This is a genomic window from Mesorhizobium sp. WSM4983, assembly GCF_029625765.1.
In the GTDB taxonomy this organism is placed as follows: domain Bacteria; phylum Pseudomonadota; class Alphaproteobacteria; order Rhizobiales; family Rhizobiaceae; genus Mesorhizobium.
In genome coordinates, this window is sequence record NZ_JARTVM010000008.1 from 14,438 (window position 1) to 27,956 (window position 13,519).

At 64.8% G+C, this 13,519-nt stretch carries 18 protein-coding genes; 10 read left to right on the forward strand and 8 right to left on the reverse strand.

Annotation, left to right across the window (positions count from 1 at the left end):
• Positions 1-12: 12 nt before the first annotated feature.
• Positions 13-450, forward strand: coding sequence for a metallopeptidase family protein (locus P9254_RS20455; protein WP_066991616.1), 438 nt, complete (start codon positions 13-15; stop codon positions 448-450).
• A 25-nt stretch (positions 451-475) separates the two neighbouring features.
• On the opposite strand, the gene P9254_RS20460 is transcribed toward P9254_RS20455, so the two are convergent.
• On the reverse strand, positions 476-682 hold the full coding sequence (locus P9254_RS20460) for a DUF1737 domain-containing protein (RefSeq protein ID WP_095776719.1): 207 nt from the start codon (positions 680-682) through the stop codon (positions 476-478).
• A gap of 56 nt (positions 683-738) precedes the next feature.
• Entirely contained in the window at positions 739-1,620 is an 882-nt protein-coding gene (locus tag P9254_RS20465; protein ID WP_278057012.1) for an HpcH/HpaI aldolase/citrate lyase family protein, read from the reverse strand.
• A 639-nt stretch (positions 1,621-2,259) separates the two neighbouring features.
• Here P9254_RS20465 and P9254_RS20470 point away from each other — a divergent pair.
• From P9254_RS20470 to P9254_RS20480, 3 genes are read left to right on the forward strand one after another with little or no spacing between them, the layout of a single operon-like run.
• Positions 2,260-2,958, forward strand: a complete 699-nt coding sequence (locus tag P9254_RS20470; RefSeq protein WP_278057014.1) for a response regulator transcription factor — start codon at positions 2,260-2,262, stop codon at positions 2,956-2,958.
• Positions 2,946-4,517, forward strand: a complete 1,572-nt coding sequence (locus P9254_RS20475) for an ATP-binding protein (protein WP_278057016.1) — start codon at positions 2,946-2,948, stop codon at positions 4,515-4,517. The genes P9254_RS20470 and P9254_RS20475 overlap by 13 nt, the downstream gene beginning before the upstream one ends.
• Positions 4,518-4,540: 23 nt before the next feature.
• Positions 4,541-5,707, forward strand: a complete 1,167-nt coding sequence (locus P9254_RS20480) for an NAD(P)/FAD-dependent oxidoreductase (protein WP_278057018.1) — start codon at positions 4,541-4,543, stop codon at positions 5,705-5,707.
• Here P9254_RS20480 and P9254_RS20485 read toward each other — a convergent pair.
• The 5 genes from P9254_RS20485 to P9254_RS20505 all read right to left on the reverse strand — a co-directional run bounded on the left by P9254_RS20485 (position 5,626) and on the right by P9254_RS20505 (position 8,268).
• Positions 5,626-6,435 carry a DUF72 domain-containing protein gene (locus P9254_RS20485; RefSeq protein ID WP_278057019.1) on the reverse strand — a complete coding sequence of 270 codons (810 nt, stop codon included), beginning with the start codon at positions 6,433-6,435 and terminating at the stop codon, positions 5,626-5,628. The two genes, P9254_RS20480 and P9254_RS20485, sit on opposite strands and share 82 nt — an antisense overlap.
• A gap of 42 nt (positions 6,436-6,477) precedes the next feature.
• The gene (locus tag P9254_RS20490) at positions 6,478-6,966 is read right to left on the reverse strand and encodes an SRPBCC family protein (protein ID WP_067323600.1); all 489 of its coding nucleotides are present in this window, start codon (positions 6,964-6,966) and stop codon (positions 6,478-6,480) included.
• Positions 6,967-7,000: 34 nt separating this feature from the next.
• Positions 7,001-7,450: an SRPBCC family protein gene (locus P9254_RS20495; protein ID WP_066991633.1), complete on the reverse strand. Its 450-nt coding sequence runs from the start codon at positions 7,448-7,450 to the stop codon at positions 7,001-7,003.
• On the reverse strand, positions 7,447-7,767 hold the full coding sequence (locus tag P9254_RS20500; protein WP_095782759.1) for an ArsR/SmtB family transcription factor: 321 nt from the start codon (positions 7,765-7,767) through the stop codon (positions 7,447-7,449). Before P9254_RS20500 ends, P9254_RS20495 begins: the two co-directional genes overlap by 4 nt.
• Before the next feature lie 75 nt (positions 7,768-7,842).
• A complete protein-coding gene (locus P9254_RS20505; RefSeq protein ID WP_067323604.1) occupies positions 7,843-8,268 on the reverse strand; it encodes a GNAT family N-acetyltransferase in 426 nt (141 codons plus the stop codon).
• A 159-nt stretch (positions 8,269-8,427) separates the two neighbouring features.
• Here P9254_RS20505 and leuD point away from each other — a divergent pair, with 159 nt between their 5' ends.
• From leuD to P9254_RS20535, 6 genes are all read left to right on the forward strand, one after another.
• Positions 8,428-9,033 carry a 3-isopropylmalate dehydratase small subunit gene (gene leuD / locus P9254_RS20510; RefSeq protein ID WP_066991643.1) on the forward strand — a complete coding sequence of 202 codons (606 nt, stop codon included), beginning with the start codon at positions 8,428-8,430 and terminating at the stop codon, positions 9,031-9,033.
• Between the two features lie 73 nt (positions 9,034-9,106).
• On the forward strand, positions 9,107-10,039 hold the full coding sequence (locus tag P9254_RS20515; RefSeq protein ID WP_278057021.1) for a hypothetical protein: 933 nt from the start codon (positions 9,107-9,109) through the stop codon (positions 10,037-10,039).
• Positions 10,040-10,166: 127 nt separating this feature from the next.
• Positions 10,167-10,550, forward strand: a complete 384-nt coding sequence (locus P9254_RS20520) for a RidA family protein (protein WP_067323608.1) — start codon at positions 10,167-10,169, stop codon at positions 10,548-10,550.
• Between the two features lie 62 nt (positions 10,551-10,612).
• Positions 10,613-10,966 (forward strand): VOC family protein, encoded by a 354-nt coding sequence (locus P9254_RS20525; protein ID WP_066991913.1) that lies wholly within the window; start codon positions 10,613-10,615, stop codon positions 10,964-10,966.
• 138 nt (positions 10,967-11,104) lie between these two features.
• Complete coding sequence (gene leuB / locus P9254_RS20530) at positions 11,105-12,208, forward strand: 3-isopropylmalate dehydrogenase (protein ID WP_095799593.1); 1,104 nt, start codon at positions 11,105-11,107, stop codon at positions 12,206-12,208.
• Between the two features lie 5 nt (positions 12,209-12,213).
• The gene (locus P9254_RS20535; RefSeq protein ID WP_095799594.1) at positions 12,214-12,711 is read left to right on the forward strand and encodes a GNAT family N-acetyltransferase; all 498 of its coding nucleotides are present in this window, start codon (positions 12,214-12,216) and stop codon (positions 12,709-12,711) included.
• Here P9254_RS20535 and P9254_RS20540 read toward each other — a convergent pair.
• Positions 12,701-13,408, reverse strand: a complete 708-nt coding sequence (locus tag P9254_RS20540) for a DUF805 domain-containing protein (protein WP_278057022.1) — start codon at positions 13,406-13,408, stop codon at positions 12,701-12,703. The genes P9254_RS20535 and P9254_RS20540 overlap by 11 nt on opposite strands.
• Positions 13,409-13,519 lie beyond the last annotated feature (111 nt).

Consider the following 13,519-nt stretch of genomic DNA (forward strand, 5'->3'; position numbering starts at 1 on the left):
AAAGGAAACCTCATGGCCCGCATCTACAAGACCCGCATCTGGCATGACCAACTCTCGCCATCGATGGATGAGATGGAACTTCTGGCGCTGGAGGCCTACGCCCATCTGCCGGAGGAGTTCCGCAAGCTCACCGGCGAGATCATCATCCAGATCGCCGATTTTCCGACCGACGAGATCATGGACGACCTGTCGCTGGAGACGCCCTTCGACCTGCTTGGCCTGTTCGAGGGGCGCGGCATCGCCGAGCGCTGGAACCCGCAGACCGGCGAGGGGCCGAACCGCATCACGCTCTACCGCCGCGCCATCCTCGACTATTGGGCCGAGAACGAGGAGACGCTGGGCGACATCGTCACCCACGTTCTGATCCACGAAATCGGCCACCATTTCGGCCTGTCAGACGACGACATGGAGCGGATCGAGGAAGCGGCCGAGCAGGCAGCGGCGGGGTGACGAATGAGAGGGCTGCCGCCCTTTCCTACCAATCGCTGAGCTTGGTGTCCGAGGTGTATTCCTGGCCCTCGATATCCTTCACCACGGCCTGGCCGCAGCGCATCGACTTGGTCGTCTTGTCATAGGCATAGGTCGGCGAGCCGAACAGGTGCCAGCCCTTGTTCAGGGCCGCCGTCACCTTATGGCAGAAAGTGGAATCGTCCGGACCGGACAGAAAGCGGTAGAGTTTCATTTTCGACCCTGTCGTGACCAATGCTTGTCTATCTTTGCTGGAATCGCTCGAGCGCATCATGCGCCGATGATTGCGGCCTTCGCCAGAAGTTTCTCGGCTTCCGCCAGATGCAGCCGCTCGACCATGCGGCCGTCCAGCACAATGACGCTTTTGCCGGCATTTTCGGGCCGTGAGAACGCCTCCCTGATCGCGCGCGCCCTGGCTAGGGCCTCCGGCGCCGGCGCAAAGGCGCGGTTCGCCGGCTCGATCTGGGCGGGGTGGATCAGCGATTTGCCGTCGAAACCCATGGCGGCCGCGTCGGCGCATTCCCGCGCGAGGGCGTCGAGGTCGCGAAAGTCGTTGGCGACGCCGTCGATCACGTCGAGGCCGCCGGCGCGGGCGGCGAGCACAAGCTGCAGCAGCCAGGGCGTGAGATAGCGCCGGTCGGGCGTCGCCAGAATGCCGGTTGCTTTCACCAGATCGTTCGTTCCGGCGACGAAACAAGCGAGGCGGGAAGAGGGATCGCGGCCAAGCTCGGCGATGGCGCCGACGTTGAGCAGCGCCTTGGGCGTCTCGATCATCGCCCACAGTTTCACGATATCCGGCGCGAAATTGTCGTCGAGCAGGTCGCCGGCCTCGAGGACGTCGCGCGGCGTTCCGATCTTGGGCAAAAGAATGCCGTCGGGCTCTGCCTTGGCGACGGTCAACAGGTCGTCGATGCCCCATTCACTGCCGAGCGGATTGATGCGCACCACCATCTCGCAGCGGCGCGCCGGCCGCGCGGCGAGGATGCCGGTCAGCTTGTCGCGGGCGGAAAGCTTGTCGGCCAGTGCCACGCCATCCTCGAGGTCGATGATGACGGTATCGCAGGCGAGCGAGGCGATCTTGGCCAGCGCCTTGTCGTTTGAGGCGGGCACGTAGAGCACCGAGCGGCGCGGGCGGTAGGTGTCAGAGGTCATGGCCGATCTATGCCGGCTTGCAGCGGGCGAGGCAAGGCGCGGCACCATAGAACTCATTTGCGTTCTGGCTAATTGTCGAAGCCGGCGCCGCCCCTCATTGCCCTGCCGGGCATTTCTCCCCGTATAGTGACGGGGAGAAAGGGCTTGGCCGCGATGTCGGCTCCTGCAATGCTGGCGATTGGCGAAGCCGGCGATGGCAGCGCCCCTCTCCCCGTCACTATACGGGGAGAGGATGCCGGCAGGCAGGTGAGAGGCGGCGCCAGCCTGAAACGACTTTGCTCCTGCACGAAATCTGCAAATCCTTGCGGAAAACCTCCTCCAATCCGCCGCGCGCTTTCCGCAGCCGCCGGCGAAACAGGGCGGCATGCGAACACATCACAGATCCCGCTGGTCCCTGCCCCGGCGCCTCCGCAACGAAGGCTGGTGGTTGGTCGAGCCGCAGAGGCCGCGCATAACGGCGGTCATGCTTCCTTTCATCCCAAGATCACGGCTGCGGCATGCCATGCGAGCGGCGGCGCTCGGGACGGTTCGGTCTTGACGCCAGCTTTCACGACTGGCGGCCTTTGCGCGGTCTCGACAAGCACGGCCCGCTTGCTAAACCTGTCATGACAAAACCGTATTCAGCGAGCTGCCGATTCCATGCCGCACAACATCCTCGTCGCCGACGACGATCCGCATATCCGCGAGATCATCTGCTTCGCGCTGGAAAAGGCCGGCATGGAGACGGCCGCCGTCGCCGACGGCGCCGCCGCGCTGCAAGCGGTCGAGCGCCGCGCGCCCGACCTCATCGTGCTGGACATCGGCATGCCGGAAATGGACGGGCTGGAGGTCTGCCGCAGGCTGCGGCAGCGCTCCGACGTGCCGGTGCTGTTCCTGTCGGCCCGCGATGAAGAAATCGACCGTATCCTCGGCCTTGAAATGGGCGGCGACGACTATGTGACGAAACCGTTCAGCCCACGCGAGCTGGTTGCCCGCGTCAACGTCATCCTGCGGCGGGCGCGCCCGGCGGTGGTGGAGGAAGACGCCGACGACCGTCAGTTCGCGCATGGCAAGCTCGTGCTGGTTCCGGCAAGTCATGCTGCGAGCTTTGAAGGCAAGCCGCTCACCCTAACAGCGATCGAGTTCGCGATTCTGAAAGGTTTTCTTGGCCGCCCGCAGCATGTGCTTGGCCGCGATGCGGTGATGGCCAATGCCTACCAATCCAACATCCATGTCTCGGAACGCACGGTCGACAGCCATATCCGCAACATCCGCGCCAAGTTGGCGGCGGTCGGCTGTTCGGATGCGATCGCGACCGTGCATGGCGTCGGCTTCCGGCTCGGCCGATGCGGTGGCTGAGCAAGGAGAAATGGCGGCCCAGGCTCGCCACCGTGGTCGTCGCCATCCTGATCGTGGTGATGGCGCTGCCGCTGGTCGGCCTGTTCTTCTTCCGGCTCTATGAAAACCAGCTGATCCGCCAGACCGAGGGCGAGCTCATCGCACAGGGCGCGGTGATTGCCGCCGTCTATGCCGATGCGGTGCGCGCGGCCGGCATTGCTCCGGAACGGTTGGGAACGCCGATCTCGGCCGATCCTGCAAGGGACAATAATTATCCCTATCAGCCGATCGAGCCGCAGCTCGATCTTGCCTCCGACAATGTCATGCCGTCGCGACCGGCGGCCGTTCCCGCCACCGCCGATCCGGACTTCGCGGCCATAGGCGCAAAGCTCGACGGCATTCTGGACGAGGCGCAGAAGACGACGCTTGCCGGCTTCCGGCTGCTCGATCCGCGTGGCGTGGTGATTGCCGGCGGCGGTGAGGTCGGACAGTCGTTCGGTGAGGTCGAGGAGGTGCGGCAGGCGCTCGCCGGCGCCTATGCAAGCGAGCTTCGCCTGCGGATCCCCGACCAGCCGCCGCCGCCGCTCTATTCGGTGAGCCGCGGCACCAAGGTGCGCGTCTTCGTCGCCTTGCCGGTCGAGCTCGACGGCAGGGTCGCCGGCGTGGTCTATATGTCGCGGACGCCGAACAACATCGTGAAACATCTCTATGGCGAGCGCGGCAAGGTCACGCTCGCGGCGATCGCGATTCTCGGCGGCACGCTGCTGATCGCGCTGGTGTTCATCCGCACCGTCAGCCGGCCGATCTACGCGCTGATCGAGCGCACCAAACGCATCGCCGCCGGCGACCGCGAGGCAATGCGGCCGCTCGCCCATCACGGCACGCGCGAGATGGCGGCGCTGTCGGCCGCCTTCCTCGACATGGCGCAAAAACTCCAGGCGCGCTCCGACATCATCCAGACCTTCGCCACCCATGTCTCGCATGAGCTGAAATCGCCGCTGACGGCGATCCAGGGCGCGGCCGAGCTGCTCAGGGATTCCGGCGGGACGATGGACGAGGACGAGCGACGGCGTTTTTCCAATAACATCGTCACCGATGCCGGGCGGCTCAATCTCTTGGTGCGCCGGCTGCTCGAACTGGCGCGCGCGGAAAACCTGGCGCCGAGCGGCGAAAGCACGACAATCGGCGCGGCGCTGGCGCTGCTGCCGGTCGACGCCAGGCTGGAGGTACGCGTCGAATCGGGCAGCGATATCGGCCTCGGCATCTCGGGCGAGAATCTCGCGATCGTGCTCGCCAATCTCATCGACAATTCCGCACGGCACGGCGCGAAGCAGGTGACGGTCGGCGCCGAAAAGGCGGGCGAAAGGGTGGCCCTCCACGTCGACGACGACGGCGGCGGCATTTCGGCGGCCAATCGCGCAAGAATATTCGAGCCGTTCTTCACCACAAGACGCGAGGCCGGCGGCACCGGCATGGGCCTCGGCATCGTGCTGGCCCTCCTGAAAGCGCATGATGGCACGATAACGCTGGTTGACTCCGAACGCGGCGCGCGCTTCGAGATCAATTTGCCGGTCGCGTGAGGACCGGTGAATCGGAGAACAAAGTGCGTTACGACATCGTCATCATCGGCGGCGCCATCGTCGGGTCCTCGGTCGCCTACTATCTGCGCGAAGAAGGTTTTACCGGCTCCATCGCGCTGATCGAGCGCGATCCGCAATTCTCGCAAGCGGCGACGACGCTGTCCCTGGCCTCGATCCGCCAGCAATTTTCCATTCCCGAAAACATCCGCCTGTCGCAATTCACGCTGCAGCTGTTCCGGCAGCTGAAAGAGACTTTCGGCGCCGATGCCGATATCGGCTTTCGCGAGGGCGGCTATCTGATCCTCGCCGGCGAGGCGGGGCTGCCGATCCTCAAGGCCAATCACGAGGCGCAGATCGCCGAAGGCGCCGATATCGTGCTGGAGGATGCAGGCCAGCTCGCCCGCCGCTTCTCCTGGCTTTCAACCGAAGGCATTTCCGCGGGCGCCTATGGCCGCGGCGGCGAGGGCTGGTTCGACGCGCATGCGCTGCTGATGCTGTTCCGCAAGGCGCTGCGCGAGAGGAGGATCGACTTTATCACCGCGTCGGTCACCGGTATCGCGCGCCAGGGCAGTCGCGTCACCGGCGTCGCCCTCGCCAATGGCGAGACGCTGGAGGCCGGCATCATCGTCAATGCCGCCGGCCCGAACGCCGGCAAGGTGGCCGCCCTTGCGGGGCTCGCGCTGCCGGTCGAGCCGCGCAAGCGCAACGTCTTCGTCTTCGAGGCACGGGAAAAATATGCCGACATGCCGCTGCTGGTCGATCCCTCCGGCATCTATGTACGGCCGGAAGGCTTGGTCTACCTCACCGGCGGCGCCGAGCCGGAGGAAGGCGACCATGCACCCGATCCCAATGATTTCGAGGTCGAGTGGCCGCTGTTCGAGGACGTGATCTGGCCGACTTTAGCCACCCGCGTCCCGGCCTTCGAGGCAATCAAGCCGACGCGCGCCTGGGTCGGGCACTATGATTACAACACCCTCGACCAGAACGCGGTGATCGGGCCGCATCCGGAGGTGAAAAACTTCCTCTTCGCCAACGGCTTCTCCGGCCATGGCCTGCAGCAGGCGCCGGCGGTGGGCAAGGCGCTCTCGGAACTCATCGTGCATGGCGGCTATCGGACGATCGATTGCACGGCGTTCGGATATGAGCGCGTCGCGGCGGGGCGGGCGTTCAGGGAATTGAACGTCATCTGACGCATAATCGCATCGACCGCCAGCGCGTTGCCGAGCGCATGCCCGCGCGCCGTATTGTCGAAAATGCACCACACCTCGGTGGCTGAGGCGCCCGCGTCGGCGAGCTGGGCGCTGATTTCCAGCAGCCGGCCGGCGTCGTAGTCCGAAAAATAGACATGCGGCGCGCCGTGAAAGCGGAAATAGGCGAGCTCATGCCAGCCGCCGGGCGCGGAAGCGGCGGGAACTGAGGCAGGGTCCGCCGCCACGCGCCCGACGCGGAGGCGGCTCAGCAAAGCGTCTGCTCCCGGCTCGAACCAACTGGCGTGACGCGGTTCGCAGACCAAGCTGCAGTCGGTCTTGTCGTGCAACAAAGCGAAGAACTTTTTGGCTATCTGCCTGTCGAATTGCAGACTGGGTGGCAGCTGGACCAAGAGGGCGGACAGCTTCTCACCGAGACCTCCGACCTCGCCCATGAAAGCATCCAGAAGATCATGGCAATCTATGAGGCGGCGCTCATGGGTCGCGGCTTTGGGGATTTTGACAGAGAACCGAAAACGATCCGGGACCGAGCACGCCCAGCGCTCATAGGTTTCGCGCTGATGCGGTTTGTAGAAGGAGGAGTTGATCTCCACGACAGGAAGACGCGAAGCGTAACGCTCCAATTGCGAGCCCGTCGCCGGAACAGAGGACCTGTGCGCTGCCGGTATGGTCCATCCGGCTGTTCCGACAAAAGGTTTGTTTTCGGCCATGTCGACAATCTGGACAGGCGCGCCTGCAGGTCAAGGTGGGGCTCAGGCGGCGAGGCGGCAGCCCAGATGTGCCTGTAGCCAGCCGAGCACGCGCGCCCAGCCTTCGGCGTGCTCCGCCGCGGCGTCCGGGAAGCCGGCGAAGCCGCCATGGCAGACGGTGAGCCGCGTGCCGGCAGAGGTCGGTTCCAGCAGATAGGCAACCGTCGTTTCGTGACGGCCGAGCGTCGGGTGATCCCAATCGTAGCGCCTCGTCTGCACGACCCTGCGCCCCGTCTCGATCTCGAGGAAGCTGCCGCTGGCGGGCAGGGTCCTGCCGTCGGCCGTCCTCACGATGACGCGCCACGATCCGCCGACGCGCAGATCGGCGGCCCAGCCGATCATCCGGTAGGTCTCGGCCGACCCCCACCAGCGCTCGACGTCGCTGGTGAGAAGCGCGGTGACGACTTGTTGCGGCGAAGCGGGAAGTTCCGCCGAAGCCATGACCGTCTCGGTGTTCGCCATGGCGCGCGGCCAGCCATGCGGCAGTATCATTGCCAACCTCCTCCGCGGCCGTTCAATACCTGGTTCAGACCTTCGATGGCGGGCGCTCGAAACCCTTGCCGGTCTCCAGCAGGCTCTTGAGGCTCGCCAGCACCAGCGGCCAGCCCTTGGACACGTTCGGAATCAGCCGGTGCGGGCCGTCGGCCTCGTGGGTGACGGCAAGCTTCATCAGCTCGCCGTCCTTTTCGATGGTGAAGGTACAGCGCGTGTAGCCGTCTTCCTTCACCTCGGGCAGCCATTCGTTGCGCCATTTGATGACCAGACGCCGGGGCGGATCGATCTCGAGGATCTCGCCCGAGTCGGCCACGCGGCCGTCCGGGAAGATCAGCTTCCAGCTCGAACCCACCTTCCAGTCGCTCTCCTGGTAGGAGCAGAGGAAGAACTGCCGGTTGAACTCCGGATCGGTCAGCGCCGTCCAAAGCTTTTCGGGCGTGGTGCGGATGTAGGTGACGTAGACGAAAGTGTTGTCGCTCACGGCTCTTCCCTTTCAAGTCGTTTCTTCAGGTCGCTCAAGGCATCCAGCCGATGGCGCTCGAATTTGCCGATCCAGCGCTCGGCGATCTCGTTGATCGGCACGGGGTTGAGGTAATGCTCCTTCTCGCGGCCGCGGCGAACGGTGGCGACAAGGTTCGCCTCCTCGAGAATTGCCAGGTGTTTGGTCACCGCCTGGCGCGTCATGTCCATCCGTTCGCAGAGCGCGTTCAGCGTCTGTCCGTTCCTGGCATAGAGGCTGTCCAGCAATTGCCGGCGGGTCGGGTCGGCCAAGGCGCGAAAGACGGCATCCATGCTCATGGCTTTAATATGCAACCAACTGGTTGCATGTCAAGCGTTGCGACAGGTCGAGCGATCACTTGCCGGTGAATGGCGTCAGCGCTTGCGGGAGAACCAGAAGGCGTCGGGCATGCGTTTCATGCCGATGCGCTCGTAGAAGCCGACGGCGTCGGGCATCGAGATCAGGCTGATGGCGACGGACGTGCCGAGCTGGCGGCGTGCCTCGTCCATCAGGCCTTTGCCGATGCCGAGCCCCTGCGCCGAAGCCGATACGGCGAGCTCGGAGATATAACACACCCAGGAGAAGTCCGTGACGCCGCGCGCGACGCCGAGAAGCGGCCTGCCGTCGACATCGAGCCGTGCCGTCAGCACCAGATTGGCATTGCCGAGCATCGCCTTCAGTCGAGCTTCGTCGTCGACCGGCCGTGTTTCGCCGAGGCCGGATTCCACCAGCACGCGGCGGAATTCGCCGACATCGAGCGTGGGCTCGCTTGCGTAAAGGACCTTCGAAGTCGGCGTCATGCAGCCAAGGTGCCCGATCGGCCGGGATTTTGAAAGCAGCCGATCCCGATCTTGTGTTCGATCGCCCAAGCCACACGACAACAGTTGCCTTTCATTTGCCGCCGGCTTTGTGTAAAGCCGTGCGCAAAATTCCCCGCAGAGAGAAGACGGGTAAGGACCATGGACAAATTCACCAAGCTCACCGGCGTCGCGGCGCCCATGCCGATCGTCAACGTCGATACCGACATGATCATCCCGAAGGATTATCTGAAGACGATCAAGCGCACCGGGCTCGGCACCGGCCTGTTCGCCGAGATGCGCTACAAGGACGACGGCTCGGAGAACCCGGATTTCGTGCTCAACAAGCCGGCCTATCGCAAGGCGCAGATCCTGGTCGCCGGCGACAATTTCGGCTGCGGCTCGAGCCGCGAGCACGCGCCCTGGGCGCTGCTCGATTTCGGCATTCGCTGCGTCATCTCGACGTCGTTCGCCGATATTTTCTACAACAATTGCTTCAAGAACGGCATCCTGCCGATCACGGTCAGCCCGGAAGACCTCGACAAGCTGATGGACGACGCCTCGCGCGGTTCCAACGCCACGCTGTCGATCGACCTCGAAGCCAAGGAGATCCGCGGCCCGGATGGCGGCGTGGTCAAGTTCGATCTCGACGACTTCAAGCGGCACTGCCTCTTGAACGGCCTCGACGATATCGGGCTGACCATGGAGAAGGCCGGCGCCATCGCGTCCTTCGAGAAGAAGAACGCCGAGCTGCGCCCCTGGGCCTGAACGGCTGAGGCACTTGTGATAGATAGCCCGGCCGCAAGCGGCCGGGTTCGTGTGGCTGAACGGAGGGACAGTCATGACACGCCCGCTTCTGGCCGGCGCCTGCGCCTTGGCGGCGATCCTTCTGGCGGTGTCCAGGGCGACCGCGGCGCCGCAGGCGCCCGCGCCTTCCGACCAGCCCGCCGCCGATCAAGGGGCGGCCGATCAAGGCGCATCGAGCACTTCTGACGCCGCTCCCGCCGACACCGACAAACAGGCGCCGATCCCGTTCGAGGACGGCCAGCTCACCATCACGCAGCCGGAGCAGGACGGCGAGAAGATGCTCGCCTATGACGGCAAGCAGCTGGCCAGCAATTACGACGTCTTCTTCGACAGGATCGTCAAGATCGGCGACGTCAACGTGGCGCTGGTCGATGTCGGCGACGGCGGCAACCAGTGCGGCCCGGCCAAGGTCATCGTCTGGAAACCGAAGGACGGCGAGATCCGGACCACGACGGTCGAGCAGGACGAATGCGGCGCGCCGCCGGCCGCGGTTTCCGACGAAGCCATCTATTTTGTGCCTTTCCTGCTGCCCGGAGGAACCAAGCCGGCCTTGCAATGGTCGCCGACCGAAGGGCTGACGACCTCCGGAAACCTGACCTACACGCCGGAACCCGGCACCGACTGGAAGGACGTCGATTCGTCGAAATACGACAACATCATCGACGCGTTCCATAACGAAGCGGTTTACAAGGCGGCGCAGGCGCTGCTGGGCGACAATATGCCCGACATGGCGACCAGCCTGCTGGTCGGCGGCGGCACCGAAAAGACCGCTTCCGGCGCCTTCTATGCCACCGGCTGCGTGCCGCATGACTGCGGCGGCAATGACGGCTTCATGGCGGTCGACCCGGTCAAGCACAAGGTCTATTTCGCCCGCCGCGGCCAAAATGGCGAGCCGGATGCCTGGCCGCCGGTAAAGGACTGGCCGGTGGATATCAAGAAGGCCTATGACGACGCGAAGGGGAATTAGCCCGAGCGTCAATTGCCAGGTTGCGTCCTTCGCGCCTCCCCTCTGTCCCGCCAGCATCCCGTTGTCTGGCTCACGACTGGGCTGTGGATGCGTTTCAGAATGACCGGACAAATCCTGCGAGGCCCCCATGCGCAAGCTGATCTCCACCGGTTCCCCCTTCGAGAAAACCGCCGGCTATTCGCGCGCGGTGGTGCAGGGCGACTGGTGTTTCGTCTCCGGAACGACCGGCTACGACTATGCCACGATGACGATGCCCGACACGGTCGAGGCGCAGACGCGCAATTGTCTTGCCACCATCGCCAAGGCCCTTGCCGACGGCGGCTTCGACATGGCCGATGTGGTGCGGGCGCATTACTATATTACCGACCAGGCCTATGTTGACGTGGTCTTCCCGATCCTCGGCGAGGCGTTCGGGGACATCCGCCCGGCGGCGACGATGATCGTCTGCCAGCTCAACAAGCCGGAGATGAAGATCGAGATCGAGGTGACGGCGCTCAGGCGCACTGTCTGATGCCTGTCGCCCAGGCTGCGAAGCGGCTGGGCACAACGACGGCGTGGAGCGAGGAGCGGCCCATGGTCAAGGTCAGACGCATCGTCGCCAATATCGAAACGCCCGACATTGCGGCGGCAAAGCGCTTCTATCAGGGCGTGCTTGGCCTCGATCAGCTCATGGATATGGGCTGGATCGCCACGTACGGCTCCCAGCAGACCATGGCCGTCCAGATCAGCTTCATGTCGCAAGGCGGGTCGGGCACGCCGGTGCCGGACCTCTCGATCGAGGTCGACGATGTCGATGATGCGCTGGACCGCATGCGCAAGGCTGGCTTTGCCGTCGAATACGGCCCGGCCGACGAGCCTTGGGGCGTGCGGCGCTTCTATGTGCGCGATCCGTTCGGGCGGCTGGTGAATATCCTGTCGCATCGGTGATGGCGCGCCTACCGGCCTCTTGCGAGATGCTGGCAGGGCAGAGGGGGTGTGAAGGATCTCGAGGCTCGTCCCCTTGCGCACAGCCCGCCCGGCGTTTAGCAAGGCCGCGGTTCAATTCTCTCCCCAGGACGGTTCTCCATGGCTTCGAAAAATCTCTTCCTGCTCGCCGGCGACGGCATCGGCCCCGAGGCCATGGCCGAAGTGAAGAAGTTGATCGCGGCCATGAACGCGAAGCTCGGCAGCGGATTTGCCACCGACGAGGGGCTGGTCGGCGGATGCGCTTACGACGCGCATGGCGCGGCGATCTCCGATGCCGACATGGAAAAGGCTGTTGCTGCGGATGCCGTGCTGTTCGGCGCCGTCGGCGGGCCGAAATGGGACAAGGTGCCCTACGAGGTGCGCCCCGAGGCCGGCCTGCTGCGCCTGCGCAAGGACATGGAGCTGTTCGCCAACCTGCGTCCGGCGATCTGCTATCCGGCTTTGGCCGCCTCCTCCTCGCTCAAGCAGGAGGTGGTCGAGGGCCTCGACATCTTGATCGTGCGCGAGCTCACCGGCGGCGTCTATTTCGGCGAGCCGAAGCAGATCATCGACCTCGGCAACGGCCAGAAGCGCGGCATCGACACCCAGGTCTACGACACGTTCGAGATCGAGCGTATCTCCGGCGTCGCTTTCGAGCTGGCACGCACGCGCAAGAACCATGTCACCTCGATGGAAAAGCGCAACGTCATGAAGTCGGGTGTGCTGTGGAACGAGGTGGTCACCCAGACGCATCAGGCGAAATATGCCGACGTCAAGCTCGACCACATGCTGGCCGACGCCGGCGGCATGCAGCTGGTGCGCTGGCCAAAACAGTTCGACGTCATCGTCACCGACAATCTGTTCGGCGACATGCTCTCGGACATCGCCGCCATGCTCACCGGCTCGATCGGCATGCTGCCGTCGGCCTCGCTCGGCGCGCCGGACGTCAAGACCAAGAAGCGCAAGGCGCTCTACGAGCCGGTGCACGGCTCGGCGCCCGACATCGCCGGCAAGGGCGTCGCCAATCCGATCGCCATGATCGCCTCCTTCGCCATGTGCCTGCGCTATTCCTTCGGCATGACGGTGGAAGCCGACAAGCTCGAAGCGGCGATCGCCGCCGTGCTCGACGACGGCCTGCGCACCAAGGACATCATGTCCGAGGGCATGACCGAGGTCGGCACCACCGAGATGGGCGACGCCATCATCGCCAAGTTCCTGGGCTGATCCCCATGGCAGAGGCGGCGGTCGACGTCCGCTGGGCGACGACCGAAGACGCCGAGGCGCTCGCCACCGTGCTTTGCGCAATGGCGGCGCATTATCGGCAGTCACCGCTCGACCATGCCCGGGCGACGGCCATGGCAAAGCAGTGGCTCGGCGAGGAAAGCCCGGCCTATCCGCATTTCGCGCTGGCCTTCGCCGGTGGCGAGGTGGCCGGCCTGGCCTCGGTCGCGATCGCGCATCCGGGCACTGATCTCGACCGGCTGATGTTCTTGAAAGACCTGTTCGTACGCCAAGAGGCACGAAACGCGGGAGTGGGTGAGGCGCTGATCGGCTTTCTCGCCGGCTATTGCCTCGACAAGCGCATTGGCCGCATCGACCTCACCGCCGAGGACTGGAACGAGGGTGCGCTGCGCTTCTACGAGCGGCTCGGCGCCGAACGCCACGGCCAGAAGATCTTCCTCAGGCTGTCGGGCGAGGCACTAAGGACGGCGGCCGTCAGAATCTAACTCCGGTCGGCACCGGCCCCCACTTGTTGTCGCCGGCCTGGGTCGGGATCAGGCCGAAGACCAGGGTGGCGAGCCAGCCGAGATAAGGCACGAAGCAGAGGATGGCGAGCCAGCCGGTCAGGCCGAGATCATGCAAGCGGCGCACGACGAGCGCGACCCACGGCAGGAACGTGAGCAGGACGTAAAGACCGAGAAGGCCGAACATGACGACCGGCTCATCGCCGCCGCCCTCGAGGTCGCCGCGCGACAGGTCCGCGGACAAGCCGACGCCGATGGCGACGACTAGACCGATCGTCCAGAACAGGCAAAAGCCCCAGAACTCCTTGCGCCGGGAGCGGCCGGAGAAGTTGACGTAGTTCGTCGTCACGCCACGCCAGAAATAGCTCCAGAGGCCGGTCGATTCCACCGTTCCGGCCTCGGCGTTGCGGCCGAAATGCGGCTGCCCCGCAGGCGAGCTGCCCGGCAGCGGACGGGCAGGCACTGGAACGTCGTTGTCCGCCGGATCGATGATCCGGGCGCGGGCCGAGAAGACATTGCCGGCACGTTCGCCATTCGGCTGGAACTCGACCTGGGCTCCCCTGGCAAGCGTCGTCTCGCGACGCAGGTCCTCGCGCGCGAAACTGTAGCGCCTGCCGTCGGCGCCGCTGATGAAGCCGAAGCCCTGGCGCTCGTCATAGTGAAGAACTTCGCCGCGCATCAGATCCCCCCGAGCGTCGAATTCTTTCCCTTTGCTCGATTTGACATGAGCGCCGGCCGGCGGGCAAGAGCGATGGCGTTCAGCCGGCTATCTTAGAGGCGGCAAATCGGG